Source organism: Cellulomonas sp. URHD0024, from assembly GCF_000426185.1.
Taxonomy (GTDB): domain Bacteria; phylum Actinomycetota; class Actinomycetes; order Actinomycetales; family Cellulomonadaceae; genus Cellulomonas.
In genome coordinates this window covers 58,406-78,156 of record NZ_AUEW01000007.1, presented here as the reverse complement: position 1 = coordinate 78,156, position 19,751 = coordinate 58,406, and the positions used below count along the sequence as shown (strand labels likewise).

Sequence of the window (19,751 nt, the reverse complement as noted above, 5' to 3'; positions counted from 1 at the left end):
GGCGCCTGCGAGCGCAGGCGTGCGACTCGGGGCGTTGGCTTCGGGGTCCAGGAGTCGCGCGGGTGATTTCGCAGGTCAGTCGGGAATGCCACGAGGCCGGCGGCATATGGTCGAGGACAGCCCAACGAGGCGCACCACGAGCCGGCAGTCGCGACGGTTCGGGCCGCCGCGACCACGTCTCGACGAGCTCTCACGACGGATGGTGCGCGATGGCCCAGCAGGCCTCAGAGATCGTCCGGTCCGCGCCGAGAGGTCCGCGGCTCCGCGGGCTGGCGTTCCGGTTGCTCGGTTCTCTCGACGAGACCGACACGGCCGTTCGACAGGCCTCCGAGCGCGAAGGCTCCTCCGACGAGACGGATCTCGCCGTGGCCCGGCTGTGCCTCGACACGCTGAGCCGGCGCGCGAAGGCACCGCGCGACGACTGGCACGTACCGGACCTCGTCGTGACGACGGCGGACCAGCACACTCCCGAGCAGCTCGAGCTGCTGGCCGGGTCGGTCGGCTCGGTGCTGTACGTCACGCTCGACGCCCTCTCGGCCCACGAGCGCGTCGCGTTCGTGCTGCACGACGGGTACGGCCTGGAGGTGGACAGGATCGCCGACGTGCTCGGGCTGCCCGCGACGGCCGTGACCGCACTGACCGACCGAGCCCGCGCAGCGGTCGGCGAGCCCCTGGCCCCCGACGGCGACCTCCGTGGGCAGCGAGCAGTACTCGACGCGTTCTTCAAGGCCGTCCGGGCGGGCGACGAGGACGCGGTCCGGTCGATGATCCGACCGGACGCGGTCCTGCGGGCCGACGCCGGTGGGCACGCGATGTCGGCGGTCGTCGAGGGCGCCGAGCAGATGGCGCGGCGCGCGGTCATGCTGGGCCGGGTGCGGTCGACGTCGCACCACGTGCTGATCAACAACGCGGCCGGCTCGGTCGTCACGGCCCAGGGTCAGGTCGCCGCGGTCCTGGCGTTCACGGTCGTCGGTGGCCAGGTGGCCGAGATCGACGAGATCGCCGCGCCGGTCCGCGTCGCCGCACTGGGTGTGGAGGCGCTCTTGCGTTAGGACGGCTCCACCTTGAGGCGGCGGCTCTGCACGAGGTCGCGCAGTGCGACCAGCCCGGTGATCGCGCGCGGCGAGAGCAGCAGGACGCCCAGGACGAGCGCCTGGTAGAACGCGACGTGCGTCGGCCCGGCCTCGACGAGGGCATCGCGCATCCAGACCAGCAGGTGCAGCGTCGTCGGGACGAAGAACGCCACGAAGAACCAGGCGGCGACCGCGAGCCCGGCGACGTGCACGAACCGGTACCAGCGGGCGACCGCGACATCCCGCTCCGGCATCGCAGCCAGGTCGGCCGCCTGGGCCGGAGAGAGTCGACGCAGCGAGCGCCGCAGCAGCAGCCGGGTGGTCTGGGCGAGGTTGGTGCAGCCGAGCAGCGCCGTCATCACGGCGTAGACGTCGGAGCGCAGGAAGACGAAGAGCTGCACGACGAGCGCCGACACCTCGACCAGGACGAGCGCCGCGACGAGCCTGTCCGGGCCGGTCCCGGTGACGCGCAGGACCAGGAGCGCGAACAGCACCACCGCGTCGAACGCCATCCCGGCCAGCAGCGGCCCGAGCCGACGCCGCGGAGGCAGCGCCCACAGACCGGTCAGGTTCGTCTCGAAGGTCAGGAAGTAGAGCCGTCGCGTGATCCGCAGCCGGGCCGGCACGCCGAGGGCCGCGGCCGCCATGACGTGCGCGAGCTCGTGCAGCCCGGCCAGCGCGTAGGTGAGCACGGTCAGTGCCGCGAGGCTCTCCGCGGGGGTGCTGAGGAAGAACGCGTCGAGCGGGTGCGGTCGCGACGACGGCACGGCGATCATCAGCACGACGGCGGCCAGCCCGGCGAGGGCCGCGAGCGCCGCGCCCGTTCGGGAGAAGAGCCAGCGGGCGTGCGGCCCAGGCGCGACGACGAGCCCCGGCCCACGTCGTGCCTCTTCGCTCCGCGTCGCGACGAGGTCCACGGACTCCACGAAGTCGAGGCCGACGAGCGAGGTGGCGAAGCCGAGGACGTCGACCGGCTCGGTGGCGTCCGGCGGCGTGACGGCGGCCTCGACGGCCGCGATGCTCAGCCCCTGGTGAAGCAGCTCGACAGCCTGGGCGCCGATCGGCGGGAGCGCCACGAACCGCCCGATGTCCGCACGCCCGACGATGACGCTGCCCGCCTGCGGCGTCATCGTCAGCGGGCGCAACCGGAGCACCGAGTCGGCGGTGAGGGTGGTCATGCCGGGACCAGAGCCGTCGCGCACACCGGGCAGTCGGGGTCCGCGGGCCAGGCGTCGGACGACGTCGAGCAGTCACCGGCGAAGTCGAGCAGCTGGTAACGCCCGGCGGCCACGGGTTCGCCGAGACCGGTCAGGTAGCGCAGCGCCTCCATCGCGACCAGGCCGCCGAGCACGCCCGCGACCGGGCCGATCGCGCGGTTGACGCGGTCCTGGCGCAGGACCCGGGGGACGTCGACGATCTCGGCGTCGACGCCGCCGGCCAGTCTCTCGCGGTGCCGTTCCAGGCACTCCCGGCACGCGCTGCGGCCGGGGTCGACCGACCAGTAGAGCCCCTGCGTGTAGGCCAGACCCCCGCGGACGAAGGGCACACCCGCGGCGACGCACGCCGCGTTGACCCACCGGTCGACCTCGTCGGGCTCGTCGATCGCGGACACCACCAGGTCGGGCTTCGTCGCGCGGATGAGCTCGGCGACGTCCTCGGTGGACTCGACGCGCCGCCTCTCGGAGGCGACGCGCAGCGAGGGGTCGAACGCGCGCAGCCAGTCGGCGACCCGGTCGGCCTTCGGCTGCCCGAGCGAGGCCTCCGTGTACGTGAACTGTCGCGCGAAGTTGCGCAGCTCGACGAGGTCCTGGTCGACGACGGTCAGCGCGCCGACACCCAGCCCGGCCAGGTTCATCAGCACGGCAGACCCGAGCCCGCCCGCGCCGAGCACGAGCACGTGCGAGGCCCGCAGTCGCTCCTGCGGTTCGTCGCGCGGCAGCGACAGGGTGGTGAACGCGTCGAAGAACGCGAGGTTGCTGAAGTAGCGCTCGGTGTCGTGCGCGTCGAACGGCGACCGCGCCGACGCGTCCTCCAGCCAGCCGAGCCGGTCGAGGTGGTCGAGCACGGGCCGGACGTCGGAACCGACCTGCGCCGCGAGCTCGTCAGGCGTCCGTGACCCGTCCTGCAACAGCCGCAAGAGTGCGAGCACGGAACCGTCCGGGTCGGCGAGCCGGACGCGGACCTTCGGGTCCAGGCTGACCAGCAGGTCCGTGCCCGAGGCCAGCACGTTGAGCGACTTGAGTCGCGGGAGCATGTCGTCGTCCTTCGTCGTCTGCGATGGGCTGGAAAACGTAGGAGGGCCGGCCCGGCCACACGGCCGGGCCAGCCCTCAGCGGCGGGAACTCAGGCGCCGCCGGCGTCAGGGTCGAGGTGGATCCGGGTAGCCGTAATCTCCTCGACGACCACGATCTCGATCGTCATTGCTGTCACCTCCCCCCTGCTGTCCGTGCCGCCCGCGTCGGCTGCACGGGGAGGAAGAGAGGGTCCACCGGTGCGTGATACCGGACGTTCCGGACATCACCCGCTACCGGTGGAAACCGTCGCCGTCTGGCCAGGTCAGCACGGATTTCGTCGCGACGAGAAAGTTTGGCTCACGGAAGCGTCGTTGGACCCTGAGGGGTGACGGCGGTGTGCGCGGCGAGGATCCGCGACGCGACCACGACGTTCCAGGGGGTACCGGACCCACGCGCGGCCCGGACCTCGGCGAGTACCGGAGGGACGACGAGGTCCTCGCGACGTCCGTCGGTCAATGTGATCCGCAGGCCGCGTCGTTGGTAGCCCCGCCAGTCCGACACGTCGGTGCCGACGATGTCGACGACCTGCGCCCAGGCGAGAGCGAGGACGGGGACGACGGTGCCGTTCCTGTGACGGGCCCACAGTTCGAGACCCCCGGCGCCGTACACGAGGGTTGCCACGATGCCACCGACGCGGCGCTGGCCGGTGACGCGCATCTCTGTGGTCTGGTCTGGAGTGCTGACGACGTCGAGGTACTCCCACTCGGGCCGGACGGCTGCCACCTCACGGGTCGGCGTTCGTTCGTTCGCCGGGAAAGGGTGAGGACCGTCCCGACGAGCAACGCGAAGAAGCCGACCGCACCGAGAGCGAGGACGACGCCATCCCACCCGCCGAACGCGACCATCGTGGCCATCACGACGGTGAGCCACGAGAAGGTGACGATCATGACGATCCTGCGGGAGCGGCGCGAGGTCACGGTGGCACAGTAGACGGCCCCTGAGGGCTCGCGGCCGGGAACTATCCGGTGGGAGTCCGGAGGCCCAGTCGGTGCGCGAGCAGCCGGGCCGCCACCACGGCGGCCACCGACTCGGCGGCGAGCAGGCCGACGAGCACGAGCAGCTGCACCTGGGCGGCCGCCGCCGGGGAGGCACCGCCCAGCAGGAGGCCGACGAACGCGCCGGGCAGCGTGACCAGGCCGGCGCTCCGAGTCTGGTCCAGGGCGGGCACCAGCGACCGTGCGACGGCGCGACGCGCGTGCCAGACGACCGCCTGACGTGGGGTCGCACCGAGGGAGAGCCACGCCTCGACCTGGTCCCACTCGCCGCGCACGTCGTCGCGAAGCCGGCCGCCCGCCAGGGAGACCGCGGTCATCGCGCCGCCGATGATCTGCGCGCTGAACGGCACGACCGTCTGGGCCTGGACGGGCAGGGCGCCGCTGGCCAGGACCGGTACGACGGCGGCGAGCGCGCCGACGACGATCGCGAGCGCGACGGGCGGCCACGTCGAGGTGCCGAGCCCGATCCGCCGCACCGACGTCCACGACGCCGCGGCGAGCATGACGACGAGGTAGATCGCGACCCCGCCAGGGTGCTGGAACACCCAGGCGATCACCAGGGCGACGAGCGTGAGCTGGACCGCCGCACGGGCGACCGCCACCAGGGCGTCCCGGCGGACCCGGACCTGCGCCACGGTGAGCACCAGCATGACCACCGCGAGCAGCACCGCCAGCGCCAGCGCGAGCCGCCAGGCCGGGACGACGGTCACCAGGCCGCCATCACCGCGACGCCGAGGGCCGCGGCGCCCAGGCAGAGCACGACCGAGCCGACGGCGTTGAAGGTCGCGCGGCGCACCTCCCCGGCCTGGATCAGGCGGACGGTCTCGACCATCGCCGTCGAGAACGTGGTGTACCCGCCGCAGAACCCGGTCGCCGCGACGGCCAGGGTTGTCGAGCCGAGGTCGTGGTACAGGTGGGCACCGTTGAGCAGCCCGATGAGCAGCGAGCCCGAGACGTTGATCAGCAGCGTCGCCAGCGGGAACACGCGGGTCCAGCGGGCCCGGATCGAGCCGTCGACGACGAACCGGCTCGCCGCCCCGACCCCGCCGAGCACGGCGATCAGCACGACCATCAGGTGGGGTCCGTCCGGGGACGCCCGCGGGCCGCGCCCAGCGCGATGCCGCCGACGCACGCGAGGATCCCGAGGACCAGGCTGAGCGTTGCGTAGACCAGCGCCATGGTCACCTGGCCGCCCGCGATCAGCCGTTCGAGCTCGTAGGCGAGCGCGCTGAACGTGGTGAACCCGCCGAGCAGCCCGGTGCCCAGGCCGAGCCGCAGCACGCGACCGCGCGGGCTCTCGGCACCTCGTCGCAACAGCCCTTCCAGGAGTGCGCCCAGCAGGAACGACCCGAGCACGTTCTCGATCAGGGTGGCCGTCGGGAACCCGTTCGCCGACGCGCCGACCGCGTGGGTGAGCGCCCACCGAGCCGTCGTGCCGACCATCCCGCCCAGGGCCACGACCGCGATCAGGCGCGGGTCGCGGTGCGGCGGACGGGTCACGGGCTCTCCTTCGGGTGCTGCGGGACGATGGTGACGGGAATCGGCTGCGTGTGCGCGAGGCGTCCAGCGGTCGACCCTCCGACCAGGTGGTTCATCCACCCACCGAGGCCGGCGCGACGACTCCCCACGGCGATCATCCAGGCATCGTGCTCGTGCGCGACGTGTGCGAGGGCGTGTGTCGGCTCACCGACCGTGTAGACGAACCGCCACGCGCCCTTGTAGCCGCTCAGGTGCTCGGTCACCTCGGCGGCACACTCGTCGTCGGCCGCGACCGAGGCCTCGTCGGCGTCGAGGTGGTCGGGATCGAGCGTCGTCGACTCCAGGGAGCCGTCGTCATGGGTCCCGACGAGGATCCGCGCCGAGTCCGACCACACGCACACGAGGTTCGCGCCCAACGCCTGGGCCAGCTCCGCGGCGGCGTGCACCACCCGCGCCGACTGCCCGGGCACGACGCCGACGACCACCGCCCGCGCGCCCTCGACCGGGCTGCCGTGCCAGGGGTGCGGTGCCGAACGGGCCATGCGGGCTGCCTCCGTTCGTCACGGTACCGCCGAGTCCGTGGAACAGCCTGGGGGCCCTCGTGGTTGGCCTCGGCATGACCACCATCGGATTCATCGGGGCGGGCCAGATCGGCGGCACGCTCGCCAGGCTCGCCGTCGCGCACGGCTACGACGTCATCGTCAGCAACTCCCGCGGGCCTGCGACGCTCACGGACCTCGTGTCCGAGCTCGGCGACCGGGCCCGCGCCGCCACGCCTGCGGAGGCGGCCGCCGGCGCCGACCTCGTGGTCGTGACCATCCCCGTCAAGGCCGTCCCGTCCGTGCCCGTCGCCGAGCTGGCCGGCAAGCTCGTCATCGACACGAACAACTACTACCCGCAGCGCGACGGCCAGATCGCGGTCCTCGACGAGGGCGCGACGACCGTCTCCGGATACCTCCAGCAGCACCTGCCGACGTCGTCGGTGGTCAAGGCGTTCAACAACATCTACTACGGCGACCTCGGCTCGCTCGGTGTCCCCGCCGGCTCGCCCGACCGCCTCGCCCTCTCGGTCGCGGGCGACGACCCCGACGCCCGGCAGGCCGTCATCGGCCTCATCGACGAGCTCGGCTTCGACGCCGTCGACGTCGGCCCGCTCGCGGAGAGCTGGCGGTTCGAGAAGGACCACCCGGCCTACGGGCTGAAGGCGGACCTGGCCGGCATGACGAACGCACTCGCGCAGGCCTAGCCGGCTCGGCGGTCCCAGCGGGCACGCGCGGCGACGTGGGCGCGGTCGATCAGGTCGAGCACGGTGGCGCTGGTGCGCTCGCCCGGGTTGACCACCGCGACCCAGCCCACGTCGCCGTAGACCGGATGCCGGTGGACGACGTCCGCCTCGCCGGGGTCTGACGGCGCACCAGGCACGGCGCCGCGGCCGACGTGGACGTTGACCCGCCAGCGACCCTCGTCGTCCAGCCGCGACAGCTCGTCGTCCGGGTAGTTCTTGGTGACGATCGTCGCGAACGGCTGGGTGCTCGTCGGGACCTGTCCGTCAGGCGCGTAGTAGAAGAAGTGGTCACCCCAGGCGATGGGCGGGAACTCGCTGCCTTCTCCCGGCGCCAGCTCGAGGACTCCGTCGAGACGGCGGACGTGATCGAGGAGCTCGTCGATGTCCATCGGCCCATTCTCAGGGCGCACCGAACACCTCGGCACGTTCTGCGGCGCCCACCGGCACCGCGTCGTGGGGCTCGAGCTGCTGGAGCTCGTGGAGGAGGTCGTGCGGAGCGATCCGACGAGCCCGCCGGAGCGAGAGGACCGCGTGCGTGGCCAGCCCGACGAAGACGAGGCCGCAGGCAACGGCCGCGATGAGGAACGTCAGCTCGATGCCCTGACTCGCGGGCCGGCCGGTCGGCGCCAGGTGGGCCGCGATGACGGCGCCGGCGACGGCCGCGCCGATCGAGCCGCCGATCGTCCGCAGCACCTGGTTGAACGACACCGCCGACCCCAGCTCCTGCGCGGCGACCCCGCGGGCGATCAGGCCGGGCATCGCGGCGAAGGTGGTGCCGATGCCGATGCCGACGAGGAACATGCCCGCGAGCAGCTCGGGCAGGGCGTCGTGCCGGACGACGAGCAGCAGGTTGGCCAGGGTGACGAACAGCGCGCCGAGCGGCAGCATCACCGTGAAGCTGAGCCGGTGCGCGAACGCGCGGCACAGGCGGCTGGCCAGCTGGCTGCCGATCGAGAGGGGCAGCATGACGAAGCCCGCCCAGAACAGCGGCATGCCGACGCCGTAGCCGGTGCTCGTCGGCGCCTGCGCGACCAGGCTGATCACCGAGACGCCGATGTACATGGACGCGCCCATCGACAGGCCGGTCGCGTTCGCCAGCAGCACGTCGGGCTTGCGCATGAGGTCGAGCCGGATGAGCGGGTGGTCGGTGCTGAGCTCGCGCCAGGCCCACAGGGCGAGCACGACCGCGGCGCCGACGAGCAGCCCGATCGTCGTGGCCGAGGCCCAGCCGAACCGTGGGCCCTCGCTGATGCCGAGCAGCAGCATGGCCAGGCCGACGCCGAGCAGGGCGGCGCCCAGGGTGTCGAAGCGGCGGCGCAGGCCCTGGTCGTCGGGACCCTTCGGCACGGCCACGAGGATCACGACGAACGCCGAGACGACGAACGCGGCCGCGAACCAGAACGCCCAGCGGAAGTCGAACGACGCGGCGATGATCCCGGTCAGGGGGTACCCGATGCCGATACCGGTGGCCACCGTGACGGACAGCGCGGCGATGCCGGGTCCGATCTTGTCCGGCGGTGCGTAGCGGCGGGCCAGCGCGATGGCCATCGGCGTGATGGAGTACGACAGCCCCTGCAGCGCGCGGCCGACGAGGATCACGGAGAACGTCTGCGCGGTCGCGGCCAGCACGGAGCCGACGAAGATGACGGCGAGCGTGAGGAGCAGGATCCGCTTCTTGTGCGGCCCGTCGGACAGCCGCCCGAGGACCGGTGTCGCGACCGCCCCGACCAGCAGGTTCACGGTCAGCGTCCACTGCGCAGTGCTGACCGAGACACCGAACTCGGCGGACAGCGTGGGTACCAGCAGGAGGCCGAGCGAGCTGATGATCGCGGCGGCCAGAGCCGCGTAGACGAGGGCCGGGACGAAGCGCTTGCCGGTCATCGGGTGGCCAGCTTGCGCAGGACGTCGACGGCTCCGGCGAGGGCGACCCGGTCGTCGTCGTCGAGCGAGGCGACCGCAGCGGCCAGCCAGGTGTTCGTCGCGCGCCGGTCCGCCTCGACCGCCGCACGGCCCGCTTCGGTGATCTCGATGATCATGCGGCGCCCGTCGGTGGGGTCGGCGCTGCGGGTGATGCGGCCCGCACGCTCGAGGTCCGCGACGATCACGGCCATCGACTGCGGGGTGATGTGCTCGCTGGCCGCCAGCGCCGCCGACGTCGCCGGGCCGACGTTCGCGAGCCGGTTCAACGCGCGGCTCTGCCCGATGGACAGCGACTTCTCGGCGATGAGTCGCCGGTAGATGGGGCCGAGCGCGTCGCGCAGGTCGAACGCGAGCCCGGCGGTGTCGGTGGTCGTCACGTCAGGCAGCATACAGCCCAACTGATCAGTTCGACTGACGGTCTGCGGTATTCGCTCGTTGTCTCGCGGGCCCGGACGTACCGTCCGGCTCATGGACATCCCTCGACAGCACGCGATCCGCGAGGCGAACCACCGGATCCTCGACCCGTTCACTGACGAGAAGCAGCGGCGCTACCTCGGCCGGGGCGTGTCCGCGCTGCGGAAGCAACCGTGACGGACGTCGTGGCCGAGCCCGGTCCGGAGACGTGTCTCGAGCGCGTGCTCACCACGCGGCTGGTCGAGCCGCACCTCGGACCGCCCGGCGTCGCGCTGGATCTCGACGGCGGATCGGGGCCCTACGCCGTCTGGCTGACCGAGCTGGGCTGGGAGGTTCATGGTGCCGCGGACACCGTCTTCGACGCGGTGCTCGGGCTCGACCCGGTCCACCGCGTTCCAGCCCCTGACGTGCTGCGTCCGGGCGGTCTGCTCGCGCTGGCCATCGCACGAGGGCCGTTCGTACCGCCGGGGTTCGACACCGTGACCGTGGCCGCCACGCACGGGTTCCTGGAAGGCGACGAGGACAGCCTGGAGGCCCTCCGGCTGGCCGACCCGGACGCCTACCGCGAGCAGGTGGACCGGCTCGTCGCCACGGCGGCCGACCCGGGAGTCGTCGCGGCCGCCGTCCATCTCGTGTACGTCGGCCGGCGCCGCTACAGGTAGTCGACCACCGCCGCGATCGTGGCGGGGTCCCGCAGGATCCGCCGGTGCCCCAGGCCGTCGGTCATCCGCAGCTCGGCGTCCGGCCAGGACTCGGCGATGCGTTCGCCGTCCGCGGGGTCCGACTCCTTGTCGGTCCGGTCGGCGAGCACGAGCAGCGGCGGCAGGTCGGTCCGCCCGGCGGACCGGGTGGGGATCACCAGGTCGCTCAGCGGCCGGTTCGCCAGGACCTCCATGCGCTGCAGCAGGAGCTGCCTCGTCTTCTCCTTGAACCCCAGGGCCCGCGCGAACGCCCGGGTGTACTCGACGGGCTCGGCGGGCGGCGCGATCAGCACCAGGCGGTCGGCGGGCGTGCCGTCCAGCACCGCGAGCGCGACGGCGGCCGCCCCGAGCGAGTGACCGACCACCGCGTGGGCCGTGCCGTGGGCTGCGATGACGGTCTCGATCGCGTCCATCAGCTCGACGAGGCTGCTGCGGCGGCGCCCGAGACCGCCCGGGCCTGAGTCGCCGTGACTCGGGGCGTCGTAGGCGATCACCTGGAATCCGGCGGTCACCAGCGGTTCGACGAAGGCCGCGAGCTGCGCCCGGTGGCCGCCCCAGCCGTGCACGAGGTACACGCGCGGTCCGGCGCCCCAGGTCTCACCGACGATCCCTTGTGCCAGGCGCCAGGGGGTGCCACCCGGCACGTGCTCACCCGGCTTGGCATGGGTCGGCGTGCACCACATCCGTAGCGCACCGCGAGCGACGAGCCTCGGCGAGACGCGGTCGAGCGTCTGCACGGTCAGCCGCAGCGTCCGTGGAACCGTCGCACGAACGATCGTGCTTTTCTGTGCAGTCGTCTGGGTCATCGACGTTCGCTTCCTAGGAGACGACGAGCGAGGCCAGCAGACGCTCGAACGCGAAGCGCGCCCGGTCGTCGGCGGTCGGGTCGTGCAGGAGCCGGTGCGCGTGGAAGTGCGCCAGCATGATCCCGTGCAGGTCGTGGGCGAACTGCTCGGGGGACTCCGCGTCGCGCAGCTGCCCGTCCTTGGCGCCCGACCGGTACATCTGCGCGAGCGAGTCGGCCAGGTCCCAGTGGTCGCGGACCAGCTGCTCCCGCACGACGCCGGGCTGGTCGTCGAACTCGGTGGACGCCGACACGAACAGGCAGCCGGCCGAGCCCTCGTCGGACAGGCGCACCCAGTAGTCGAACAGTGTGCGGATGCGCGGGACACCCCTCGGCGCGGCGAGGGCGGGTCGGAGGACCTGCTCGACGAACCGCTCGCGCGCCTGACCGAGGACGGCCAGCTGCAGCGCCTCCTTGGACCGGAAGTGCGCGTAGAGGCCGCTCTTGGAGAGCCCGGTCGCCGTGGCGAGCGAGCCGATGGTCAGACCGGCGACGCCGAGCCGGCCGGCGATCTCGACCGCCTGGTCGAGCACCGCCTGCCGCGTCTCGTCACCCTTGCTCACCGTGCAGTTTTAGCACGATCGTGCTTTAGGACACCAGCCCCGACTCGTACGCGGCGATCACCAGCTGGACGCGGTCGCGGCAACCGAGCTTGCGCAGCGCCTCCGACACGTGCGACTTGACCGTCGGCTCGGCGATCCACAGCTCCGCGGCGATCTCCCCGTTCGACAGGCCACGCGCCACGGCCAGCAGCACCTCGCGCTCGCGCGGCGTCAGGTCGTCGATGCCGGGCACGGGCGTGCGCACGGGCGTTCGGGCGGCGAAGTCCTCGACCAGCCGCCGGGTCACCGTCGGGCCCAGGAGCATCGAGCCGTCGGCGACCAACCGCACGGCCTCGACCAGGCGGTCCGCCGTCACGTCCTTGAGCAGGAAGCCTGACGCGCCCGCGCGCAGGGCGTCGTACACGTACTCGTCGAGGTCGAACGTCGTCAGGATCAGCACGCGCGTGCCTGGGTGGTCGGCGGTGATCCGCTGCGTCGCCGCGATCCCGTCCAGCACGGGCATCCGGATGTCGACCACGGCCACGTCCGGCCTCGTCGTCGCGACGAGGTCCAGGAGCGCCTGCCCGTCGACGGCCGAACCGACCACCGACAGGTCCGCCGCCGCGCCGATGATCGCCGCGAACCCCTGCAGCACCACGGGCTGGTCGTCGGCGACGACGACGGTCGTCACGCGGTCAACCAGATGTCGAGCACGAACGTGCCGTCGACGACCTGCGTGCCGAACGTCCCACCGAGCGCCTCGACGCGTTCCCGCATGCCGATCAGCCCGCGACCAGGCTCGTCGGCACGCTCCGCCGGGTTCGAGAGGCTGAACCCGACACCGCCGTCGTCCTGCCGGCGAACCAGCCGCGTCGTGGTTCCCGGCGCGTGCCGGCGGGCGTTGGTGAGCCCCTCCTGGACCGCCCGATAGAGCACGTACCCGTTCGCCGCGCTGATGTCCCTCCACGTCCCGACGACCTCGATCGGCTGGCCCGCCGCCACCGCCGACACCACGAGCTGGTCGACGTCGCACGCGGTCGGCTGAGGCGTCCGGTCGTCGGAGTGGTCGGTGCGTTGCAGCACGACGAGCACCTGGCGCAGCTCCGTCAGCGCCTCGCGGGCGTCGGTCGCGATCGCCGCCAGCACCCCGCGCGCGGTGTCGTCCAGGCCGGGGTGCACGTAGGGCGCCGACTCGGCACGCACGGCGACGAGCGACACGTGGTGCGCGACGACGTCGTGCAGGTCACGGGCGAGCCGCGCCCGTTCGCCGGCCAGCGACTCGACCTCGAGGGCGTGCTGCTCGATGACGGCCGCGTCCCGCGACCGGATGCGCGCGCGCCAGACGACACCGGCGCCGGCGAACGCCCCGACGGCCACGACCTGGATCGTGAACCACGCCCCGAAGAGCAGCCACGCGTTGACCACCGTGTAGGCCACCGGAGACGGTCCGGCCGGAAGAACGGCGACCCACCCGCCGAAGCACCACATCGCGAGGACCGTCGTCGCGGCGAGGAACGGCACCAGCGCATTCCGTCTCCCGTCGAGGGCCGCGAGCATCGCGATCGCCACGAGGCCCAGCCACCAGCCCTGCGGGAACAGACGGTCGTCGTTCAGGGGCACGGTGAGGAACGGGAGCAGGGCGATTCCGGTGGCGAGGACCGGCCGTCGGCGAGCCAGCACGACCGCGCCCACCACGAGCACCCCCAGGAGCAGCCCCGGCTGGAACCAGGTCCACGTCATCGAGGTGTAGTCGGCCTGCGCGAAGCCACCGATCGACGTGTAGGACGTCCCGCTCTTCCCGTGCTCGTACTGGGTGACGGTGGGCGTCGCGAGCAGGACCGCGCCGACAGCTGTCGCCAGGAACACCGAAGGGCCCCAGCTGCGCCGGCCCGCCCCCTGCGCGGGCCGGACCACTGCTGGGGCCACGGCGTCGATCTCGACTGTCGTCATGCAGTCATCGTGATGGATCACCGAGCCCCGCGGACACCGTCCCGAGACGGATCTCGGAGGCGGTCGTCACACGTCACAGGGATGATCCGTCAGGTGGAGGAGAGCGGGCACGAGCCCCTGATACATGGAATGAGGATGAACATGACTGACGGACTGAAGATCGTCGTGGTGCCGGTCAAGGACCTCGATGCGGGCAAGGCCTTCTACACCGCGCTGCTGGGCGTGGAGCCGCTGCACGACGCGCCGTACTACGTCGGCTACGAGACCGCGGGCCTCCACCTCGGCCTCAACCCGCACGGTCACGAGCAGGGCATGACCGGCCCGACGTACTACTGGAAGGTCGCCGACCTGGCGACCGCGAGCGACGCGCTCGTCGCGGCCGGCGGCAGCGTGCTCCAGGAGCCGAGCGAGGTCGGTCCGGGCCGGACCGTCGCGACCGTCGCCGACTCGGACGGCAACGTCATCGGGCTGGTGCAGGACGCCTGAGCGGATGATCGACGGTCCGGGGTGCAGGGGCTGACGCGCGGCTGGATCGGCGCCGGGGCATGATGGCTCTCCCCGCCGTCGTCTCGAGGAGACCTCTGTGTCCCTGACCGTTCCCGCCCTGCTCGCCCCCTCTGCCGGTGCGACGTTCGAGCGCGGCACCATCGACCGCCGCGAGCTGGGCGAGCACGACGTCCTCATCGACATCGCCTACGCCGGCATCTGCCACTCGGACATCCACCAGGCGCGCGCGGAATGGGGCGCGGGCATCTTCCCGATGGTTCCCGGGCACGAGATCGCGGGAGTCGTCTCCGCCGTCGGCTCCGGCGTCACCAAGCGGTCCGTCGGCGAGCGCGTCGGCGTCGGCTGCTTCGTCGACTCCTGCCGCGAGTGCGCACGCTGCGTGGCCGGCGAGGAACAGTTCTGCGAGCGCGGGATGGTCGCCACCTACAACGGCCGCCAGTACAGCGGCGAGCCGACCTACGGGGGCTACGCCACCCAGATCGTCGTCGACGAGAACTACGTCCTGCACCTCCCCGACGAGCTCGCTCTCGACGTCGCCGCGCCGCTGCTGTGCGCCGGGATCACGCTCTACTCGCCGCTGAAGAACTGGGGCGCAGGACCGGGCCGCCGCGTGGCCATCGTCGGCATGGGCGGGCTCGGGCACATGGGCGTCCAGCTCGCGCACGCGCTCGGCGCCGAGGTCACGGTGCTCAGCCAGTCGCTGTCCAAGGAGGCCGACGGCCGCGCGCTCGGCGCCGACCACTACTACGCGACGAGCGACCCGTCGACCTTCAGGTCGTTGAAGGGCACCTTCGACCTGATCATCAGCACGGTCTCGGCGGACCTCGACCTGGACGCGTACCTGCGGCTGCTCGCGTTCGAGGGGTCGCTCGTGTTCGTCGGCCTCCCCGAGAACGCCCAGTCGTTCCGCGTCTTCTCGCTCACCGCGGGCCGGCGGTCCATCTCCGGGTCCAACATCGGTGGCATCCGCCAGACCCAGGAGATGCTCGACTTCTGCGCGGCGCACGGGATCGCCTCGCTGATCGAGACCATCACGGCCGACGACGTCGACAAGGCCTACGACCGTGTCGTCGCCAGCGACGTCCGCTACCGCTTCGTCATCGACACGTCGACGATCCCCGCCGGCTGAGCCCCGAGTTCGTGCGCTCGAACCGAGTTCGAGCGTTCAAACGCACGAACTCGGTTGGAGCGCACGAACTCACAGGCCCAGGTTCGCGACGATCTCCGAGAGCAGGGTGTCGAAGTAGGCGTCGGCCGGGCTGACCAGGGGACGGAGCTGGCCGAAGACCTCCATCACGGTGAAGCCGTGGACGCGGACGAAGGCGTCGACGGCCAGCGCGACCGCCGGGGCAGGCAGAGGGTAGGACTGGCGCTGCGCGAGTGCCTCGAAGCCGGCTGACGTGCCCTCGTCGAGAAGCGACTCACGACGAGCCAGCACGTCGGGGTCGACGAGTCCGGCCGCGTACGCCTGCGCGAACAGGGCCATGACCCGCCCGCCCGGACGCACTGCGACCGCGATCGTGCGGCCGGCCGGCGCGTGGTAGCCGGGCACCGGGGCGCCGAAGGCCAGCCCGAACTGCGCAGGATTCTCCACCGACCAGGACCGGTAGGCGCGGAAGGCAGCCACGATCGCGCCGCGCACATCGCCCGGCGAGGCAGCGTCGACGGCCGCGTCGACCGCATCGGCATGGTCCGTGAACGCCTCCACCAGCAGCTCGGTGATGAGGTCGTCGCGGTCGTCGACGTACCGGTAGAGCGCCGAGACGGCGATCCCGATGTCGCGCGCGACCTCCCGCAGGGTCACGCCCTCGACACCCGCCGTCTCCAGCTGCCTTCGCGCCGAGCGCAGGATCGCCTCGGTCATCTCCTGTCGCCGCTGCTCGCGGAGGGTGCCGGCCACCCCGAGACCATAACCGAGAACACTGTTCTTGACACGCACCGGCCGAGCGAGAACACTGTTCGCACAACAGAGAACAGTGTTCTCGTTTCAGGAGGAGCCGACATGACCACCGACCGCCGCACTGCCGCTCTCTCGCTCATCGTCTCCGGCGCGCTGGCAGCCCTTGCCAGCGTCGGCCTGAGCGTGACGTTCGGCTGGCCCGACATCCTCGACGCCCCGGCCACCGAGGCGCTGCCCGCGTTCGCGAAGGTCGCGGGCACGGTGCAGACGCTCTTCGTCCTCGAGATGGCCGCCAGCCTGATCCTCGTCCCCGGCGTGATCGCGCTGCACCGCCTGCTCGCCCGCAGCCGGGGCACCGACACCGCGCTCCTCACCGTCACGGCGTTCGGCGTCGTCGCGCCGGTCGTCCAGAGCCTCGGTTGGGTCCGCTGGCCGCTCGTCGTGCCTGCGCTCGCCGAGCGGTACCTCGACCCGGCCACCTCGGCCGGCACCCAGGAGGCGACGGCCGCGAGCTACGACCTGCTCAACGCCTACGCCGGCAGCGCGCTCGGCGAGCACCTCGGCTGGCTGCTGCAGGGCGTCTGGGCCGTCGGGATCGCAATCCTCGCGTGGCGCGCCGCCGACGTGGCTCCCGCTTGGCTGCGTCGTTCGCTCGCCGTCGTGGCTGCCGCGTGGACCGTCACGCTGATCCCGGCCGGCTGGTTCGACAGCGACGCCCTCTCCGCACTCGGCTCGTCGATCTACTCGGTCTGGTACCTCGGACTGCTCGTGCTCGGCGTCGCGCTCCTGCGATCGTCGTCGCGAGACAACGAGTACGTCCTCGTCGACGCCTGAGCCGTACCGTGGCCCGCATGGACCCCATCCAGCCTGTCGCGCCGCCGCTGACCGGGCGCGTGATCCTCACGCAGGAGTGGCAGCGGGTGAGCATCCTGCACTGGCGCGTCCCCTCCGACGAGATCGCACACTTCTACCCGCCCGGCACGCGTCCCGACGAGTTCGACGGCTCGTCGTGGGTCGGGCTGCTCGCGTTCCGGATGGCACGGTTCCGCATCGTCCCGGGACCGGCGCTGCCCTACATCGGCGACTTCCCCGAGATCAATGTGCGGCTGTACACGGTCGACGACGACGGCAGACGAGGCATCCTGTTCCGGTCGCTCGAGGCGTCGCGGGTGCTGACCGTGCTCGGCGCGCGGACGGTCATGAACGTGCCGTACCAGTGGGCGCGGATGTCGCTGCACCGGGACGACGACGTCCTCGACTACCGGTCGACGAGGTTGACCGGCACGCGGCCGTCGTCGCGGATCGTGGTCCGGCCGTCGTCCTCGGTCGTGGTCGACGACCCTCTCGCCGACTTCCTCACCGCCCGGTGGGGCATGCACACGCTGATCCGCGGACGCACGCGGTTCGTCCCCAACGACCACGAGCCCTGGCCGCTGCGGCGCGCGGAGCTGGTGTCGCTGGACGACGAGCTCGTCGCCGCCGCGGGGATCTACGTGGACGGTCCGCCGCCCTCGGTGCTCTACTCCCCCGGCGTCCACGCCCGCTTCGCCGTCCCGCACCCACCGGTCGCCTCCAGGCTCGACTGACGCGCGTACCCGCTGGTCGCGACCACGCCCGGCGGACACCCGGTCGCGGCCGTCGTCGGCGGAACTCCTCGCTCTCCTGCCCCTGCGCAGGGCAAGGTGAGTCCCGTGATCCGGCGCCTCGGCCTGCGGCCTCTGACGAGGGGCACCGCGTCACGACGTTCGAGCTGTTCTTCGACCTCGTGTACGTCTATGCGTTCACCCAGGTCAGCCACCTCATGGCCGAGGGACACAGCGCCCTCGGGGTGCTCCAGGCGCTGATCGTCATCGGGCTGCTCTGGTGGACGTGGACCTCGTTCAGCTGGCTCGCCAACCAGTCGCCCGCCGACCAGGGCGTGCTGCGCGCCGGGATGTCGGTCGCGATGGCGACGATCTTCGTCGCGACGCTGGCCATCCCGGAGGCCTTCCACGACCTGCTGGGTGGGCTGGACGGGCCGGTGGTGTTCGTCGTCGCGTACGGGATCGTGCGGCTCGTCCACATGTCGCTCTACCTGGTCGCCGGTCGCGACGACCCCGCCCTGCAGCGGCAGGTCCTGCGGACCCAGGTCGTCGCGTTCCTGCCGGCCTTCGTGCTGCTGCTGGTCGGCGCGTTCGTCGGGGAGCCGGCGCAGACCTGGATCTGGCTCTTCGCCGTCGCCTGGGACCTGGCGCTCACACTCCTGACGGGTCGCCGCGGCGACTGGCGGCTGCAGTCGCCGTCGCACTGGGCCGAGCGGTACGGACTCGTCGTCATCCTGGCGCTCGGTGAGTCCGTCGTCGCGATCGGGGTGGGGGCCTCGGCCCTGCCGGTCAGCGTCCCCGTGATCACCGGCGCCGTCCTGTGCGTCGCCCTGGCGCTGGTCCTGTGGTGGGTCTACTTCCCGGGCTGCGCCAACTCGGCCGAGCGCGCCCTCGCTCAGAAGGACGGCGTCGCCCGCGCGGAGTACGCGACGCTCGCGTACACCTACCTGCACTACGTGCTCATCGCGGGGGTCGTCGTGGCCTCCCTCGGCGTGGAGGAGGCGATGGCCGACGTCGGGTCCGCGGAACCGTTCGGGGTCTTCGGCGCGGCTGTGCTCTGCGGTGGAGTCGCCACCTATCTCGTCGGGACCGCCGTGCTCCTGCGCTCGGCCGGACGGGCGTGGTCGTGGGTCCGGCTCCTCGGCGCGGCGACCGCCACCGCACTCGTGCCGCTGCTCGCGGCTCTGCCGTCACTGGCAGGACTGGTCGTGATCGTCGTCGTGGCCTACGTGTTCGCGGTCACGGAGGTGCGGGTCTACGCCCGGGCGTATGGCGAGCCGTCGGCGTGAGGAGTCACCCGTCCGACCCGCGAGTTCGTGCGTATGAACCGAGTGCGTGAGCTTGAACCTACGAACTGGGTTCAAGCTCACGCACTCGGCACTGGCAGAGGTCAGGCGTCCTCGACCGGGGGAGCGACCGGGTCGCCCGCCAGGATCAGGTAGAGATCCCGGCGCGATCGCTCGAGCACCGCGAGCGCCTGGGTGGCCTGCTCGTCCGTGCCGGAGCGGGCGACCTGGTGGGCCGCGGCCGCGAGCGCCTCGAGCGCACCGCGCAGGTTGCGTCCGGGTGACGTCGGCCGGCTGGCCGCGTCCTCGAAGGGGCTGCCCAGCTGCTCGGCGTTCTCGGTGACGTAGGCGGTGCCGGCGTCCGTGAGACGGGCCATCTTGCGGCCGGACTCGGCGGTGATGGTGACCAGGCCCTCGTCCTCGAGCAGGTTGAGCGCCGGGTAGATGGCGCCCGGGCTCGGCCGCCACTGGCCGCCGGACCGCTCGCCGATCTCCTGGATCAGCTGGTAGCCGTGCATCGGCTGCTCCTTGAGCAGCAGGAGGACGGCCGCGCGGATGTCGCCGCGACCGGCACGCCGGCCGGGTCCGCGTCCGCCGAGGCCCGGGCCGCCGAAGCCCCGTGGACCACCGAAGCCGCGCGGGCCGGGCCCGTGCTCGTGCTCACCGCGCGGGCCGGGCCCGTGCTCGTGGTCACCGTGCGGTCGGAAGGCGCCGCGGCGCGGGTCGAAACCCTCGCCGTAGGGCGCGCTGGGGAAGTCTCCGCGACGCTGTCGGCCGCGGGTGTCGTCTGTGTAGGGGTGTCGCATGAGTGGTTCTCCTTGGAAGGTCGGTGCCCGGGCCTGGCGGCCCGGGGGCGTCGCCGGCTGGCGCGGGATCGCGTCGGGCTCTGCGGCGTCCGGGAGGTGATGCTCTCCACCGGATGATCGTAACGATATATCGTTGATAGGACGTTGACAAGCGCTACCGATATACCAGCCG

Annotated in this window: 26 protein-coding genes; 10 read left to right on the top strand and 16 right to left on the bottom strand. The window is 72.2% G+C overall.

Annotated features, from left to right (window positions below; all coding sequences use genetic code 11):
- The first annotated feature begins 209 nt into the window (after window positions 1–209).
- Window positions 210–1,052, top strand: coding sequence for a sigma factor-like helix-turn-helix DNA-binding protein (locus I847_RS0108070; RefSeq protein ID WP_051274593.1), 843 nt, complete (start codon window positions 210–212; stop codon window positions 1,050–1,052).
- Here I847_RS0108070 and I847_RS0108065 read toward each other — a convergent pair.
- From I847_RS0108065 to I847_RS0108050, 3 genes are all read right to left on the bottom strand, one after another.
- Window positions 1,049–2,251: a hypothetical protein gene (locus I847_RS0108065; protein WP_155856062.1), complete on the bottom strand. Its 1,203-nt coding sequence runs from the start codon at window positions 2,249–2,251 to the stop codon at window positions 1,049–1,051. The two genes, I847_RS0108070 and I847_RS0108065, sit on opposite strands and share 4 nt — an antisense overlap.
- On the bottom strand, window positions 2,248–3,327 hold the full coding sequence (locus I847_RS0108060) for a ThiF family adenylyltransferase (protein ID WP_028049294.1): 1,080 nt from the start codon (window positions 3,325–3,327) through the stop codon (window positions 2,248–2,250). Before I847_RS0108060 ends, I847_RS0108065 begins: the two co-directional genes overlap by 4 nt.
- Window positions 3,328–3,664: 337 nt before the next feature.
- Window positions 3,665–4,090 (bottom strand): hypothetical protein, encoded by a 426-nt coding sequence (locus I847_RS0108050; RefSeq protein WP_028049293.1) that lies wholly within the window; start codon window positions 4,088–4,090, stop codon window positions 3,665–3,667.
- Window positions 4,091–4,126: 36 nt separating this feature from the next.
- Between I847_RS0108050 and I847_RS26650 the strand changes: the two genes are divergently transcribed.
- Window positions 4,127–4,297, top strand: a complete 171-nt coding sequence (locus I847_RS26650; protein ID WP_155856061.1) for a hypothetical protein — start codon at window positions 4,127–4,129, stop codon at window positions 4,295–4,297.
- Window positions 4,298–4,325: 28 nt separating this feature from the next.
- Here the strand turns inward: I847_RS26650 and I847_RS0108040 are convergent, their stop codons facing one another.
- The 4 genes from I847_RS0108040 to I847_RS0108025 are packed head-to-tail and all read right to left on the bottom strand — an operon-like array spanning window position 4,326 to window position 6,383.
- A complete protein-coding gene (locus tag I847_RS0108040; RefSeq protein WP_028049292.1) occupies window positions 4,326–5,072 on the bottom strand; it encodes an ABC transporter permease in 747 nt (248 codons plus the stop codon).
- A complete protein-coding gene (locus tag I847_RS0108035) occupies window positions 5,069–5,434 on the bottom strand; it encodes a CrcB family protein (RefSeq protein ID WP_034609560.1) in 366 nt (121 codons plus the stop codon). The genes I847_RS0108040 and I847_RS0108035 overlap by 4 nt, the downstream gene beginning before the upstream one ends.
- The gene (locus tag I847_RS0108030) at window positions 5,434–5,862 is read right to left on the bottom strand and encodes a CrcB family protein (protein ID WP_028049290.1); all 429 of its coding nucleotides are present in this window, start codon (window positions 5,860–5,862) and stop codon (window positions 5,434–5,436) included. The genes I847_RS0108035 and I847_RS0108030 overlap by 1 nt, the downstream gene beginning before the upstream one ends.
- Complete coding sequence (locus I847_RS0108025) at window positions 5,859–6,383, bottom strand: universal stress protein (protein WP_028049289.1); 525 nt, start codon at window positions 6,381–6,383, stop codon at window positions 5,859–5,861. Before I847_RS0108025 ends, I847_RS0108030 begins: the two co-directional genes overlap by 4 nt.
- A gap of 74 nt (window positions 6,384–6,457) precedes the next feature.
- Here I847_RS0108025 and I847_RS0108020 point away from each other — a divergent pair, with 74 nt between their 5' ends.
- Window positions 6,458–7,087 carry an NADPH-dependent F420 reductase gene (locus I847_RS0108020; RefSeq protein ID WP_028049288.1) on the top strand — a complete coding sequence of 210 codons (630 nt, stop codon included), beginning with the start codon at window positions 6,458–6,460 and terminating at the stop codon, window positions 7,085–7,087.
- Here I847_RS0108020 and I847_RS0108015 read toward each other — a convergent pair.
- Genes I847_RS0108015 through I847_RS0108005 form a run of 3 tightly spaced genes read right to left on the bottom strand, consistent with a single transcriptional unit; the run spans window position 7,084 to window position 9,423 of the window.
- The gene (locus tag I847_RS0108015; RefSeq protein WP_028049287.1) at window positions 7,084–7,515 is read right to left on the bottom strand and encodes a DUF6194 family protein; all 432 of its coding nucleotides are present in this window, start codon (window positions 7,513–7,515) and stop codon (window positions 7,084–7,086) included. The genes I847_RS0108020 and I847_RS0108015 overlap by 4 nt on opposite strands.
- Before the next feature lie 10 nt (window positions 7,516–7,525).
- Complete coding sequence (locus I847_RS22580; protein WP_081680630.1) at window positions 7,526–9,007, bottom strand: MFS transporter; 1,482 nt, start codon at window positions 9,005–9,007, stop codon at window positions 7,526–7,528.
- On the bottom strand, window positions 9,004–9,423 hold the full coding sequence (locus I847_RS0108005; protein WP_028049286.1) for a MarR family winged helix-turn-helix transcriptional regulator: 420 nt from the start codon (window positions 9,421–9,423) through the stop codon (window positions 9,004–9,006). Before I847_RS0108005 ends, I847_RS22580 begins: the two co-directional genes overlap by 4 nt.
- 91 nt (window positions 9,424–9,514) lie before the next feature.
- Between I847_RS0108005 and I847_RS27550 the strand changes: the two genes are divergently transcribed.
- Both I847_RS27550 and I847_RS0107995 read left to right on the top strand, forming a co-directional pair.
- A complete protein-coding gene (locus I847_RS27550; protein WP_255346365.1) occupies window positions 9,515–9,637 on the top strand; it encodes a hypothetical protein in 123 nt (40 codons plus the stop codon).
- Entirely contained in the window at window positions 9,634–10,122 is a 489-nt protein-coding gene (locus I847_RS0107995) for a hypothetical protein (protein WP_028049285.1), read from the top strand. The genes I847_RS27550 and I847_RS0107995 overlap by 4 nt, the downstream gene beginning before the upstream one ends.
- Here the strand turns inward: I847_RS0107995 and I847_RS0107990 are convergent.
- Genes I847_RS0107990 through I847_RS25485 form a run of 4 tightly spaced genes read right to left on the bottom strand, consistent with a single transcriptional unit; the run spans window position 10,113 to window position 13,497 of the window.
- Window positions 10,113–10,967, bottom strand: a complete 855-nt coding sequence (locus tag I847_RS0107990) for an alpha/beta fold hydrolase (protein ID WP_028049284.1) — start codon at window positions 10,965–10,967, stop codon at window positions 10,113–10,115. The genes I847_RS0107995 and I847_RS0107990 overlap by 10 nt on opposite strands.
- 13 nt (window positions 10,968–10,980) lie before the next feature.
- The gene (locus I847_RS0107985; RefSeq protein WP_028049283.1) at window positions 10,981–11,568 is read right to left on the bottom strand and encodes a TetR/AcrR family transcriptional regulator; all 588 of its coding nucleotides are present in this window, start codon (window positions 11,566–11,568) and stop codon (window positions 10,981–10,983) included.
- Between the two features lie 25 nt (window positions 11,569–11,593).
- Window positions 11,594–12,238 (bottom strand): response regulator transcription factor, encoded by a 645-nt coding sequence (locus I847_RS0107980; protein ID WP_028049282.1) that lies wholly within the window; start codon window positions 12,236–12,238, stop codon window positions 11,594–11,596.
- Window positions 12,235–13,497: a sensor histidine kinase gene (locus I847_RS25485; protein WP_028049281.1), complete on the bottom strand. Its 1,263-nt coding sequence runs from the start codon at window positions 13,495–13,497 to the stop codon at window positions 12,235–12,237. The genes I847_RS0107980 and I847_RS25485 overlap by 4 nt, the downstream gene beginning before the upstream one ends.
- A 141-nt stretch (window positions 13,498–13,638) precedes the next feature.
- Here I847_RS25485 and I847_RS0107970 point away from each other — a divergent pair, with 141 nt between their 5' ends.
- Window positions 13,639–13,983: a VOC family protein gene (locus I847_RS0107970; RefSeq protein WP_028049280.1), complete on the top strand. Its 345-nt coding sequence runs from the start codon at window positions 13,639–13,641 to the stop codon at window positions 13,981–13,983.
- Between the two features lie 97 nt (window positions 13,984–14,080).
- Complete coding sequence (locus I847_RS0107965) at window positions 14,081–15,133, top strand: NAD(P)-dependent alcohol dehydrogenase (protein ID WP_028049279.1); 1,053 nt, start codon at window positions 14,081–14,083, stop codon at window positions 15,131–15,133.
- 69 nt (window positions 15,134–15,202) lie between these two features.
- Here I847_RS0107965 and I847_RS22570 read toward each other — a convergent pair whose 3' ends face one another.
- The gene (locus I847_RS22570; protein ID WP_051274590.1) at window positions 15,203–15,904 is read right to left on the bottom strand and encodes a TetR/AcrR family transcriptional regulator; all 702 of its coding nucleotides are present in this window, start codon (window positions 15,902–15,904) and stop codon (window positions 15,203–15,205) included.
- Between the two features lie 102 nt (window positions 15,905–16,006).
- On the opposite strand from I847_RS22570, the gene I847_RS0107955 reads away from it, so the two are divergent.
- From I847_RS0107955 to I847_RS22565, 3 genes are read left to right on the top strand one after another with little or no spacing between them, the layout of a single operon-like run.
- Entirely contained in the window at window positions 16,007–16,738 is a 732-nt protein-coding gene (locus I847_RS0107955; protein WP_028049278.1) for a DUF4386 family protein, read from the top strand.
- A gap of 17 nt (window positions 16,739–16,755) precedes the next feature.
- Window positions 16,756–17,490, top strand: a complete 735-nt coding sequence (locus I847_RS0107950; RefSeq protein WP_034609558.1) for a YqjF family protein — start codon at window positions 16,756–16,758, stop codon at window positions 17,488–17,490.
- A complete protein-coding gene (locus I847_RS22565; RefSeq protein WP_255346369.1) occupies window positions 17,487–18,776 on the top strand; it encodes a low temperature requirement protein A in 1,290 nt (429 codons plus the stop codon). Before I847_RS0107950 ends, I847_RS22565 begins: the two co-directional genes overlap by 4 nt.
- A gap of 101 nt (window positions 18,777–18,877) precedes the next feature.
- Here the strand turns inward: I847_RS22565 and I847_RS26130 are convergent, their stop codons facing one another.
- Complete coding sequence (locus I847_RS26130; protein ID WP_155856060.1) at window positions 18,878–19,579, bottom strand: PadR family transcriptional regulator; 702 nt, start codon at window positions 19,577–19,579, stop codon at window positions 18,878–18,880.
- Window positions 19,580–19,751 lie beyond the last annotated feature (172 nt).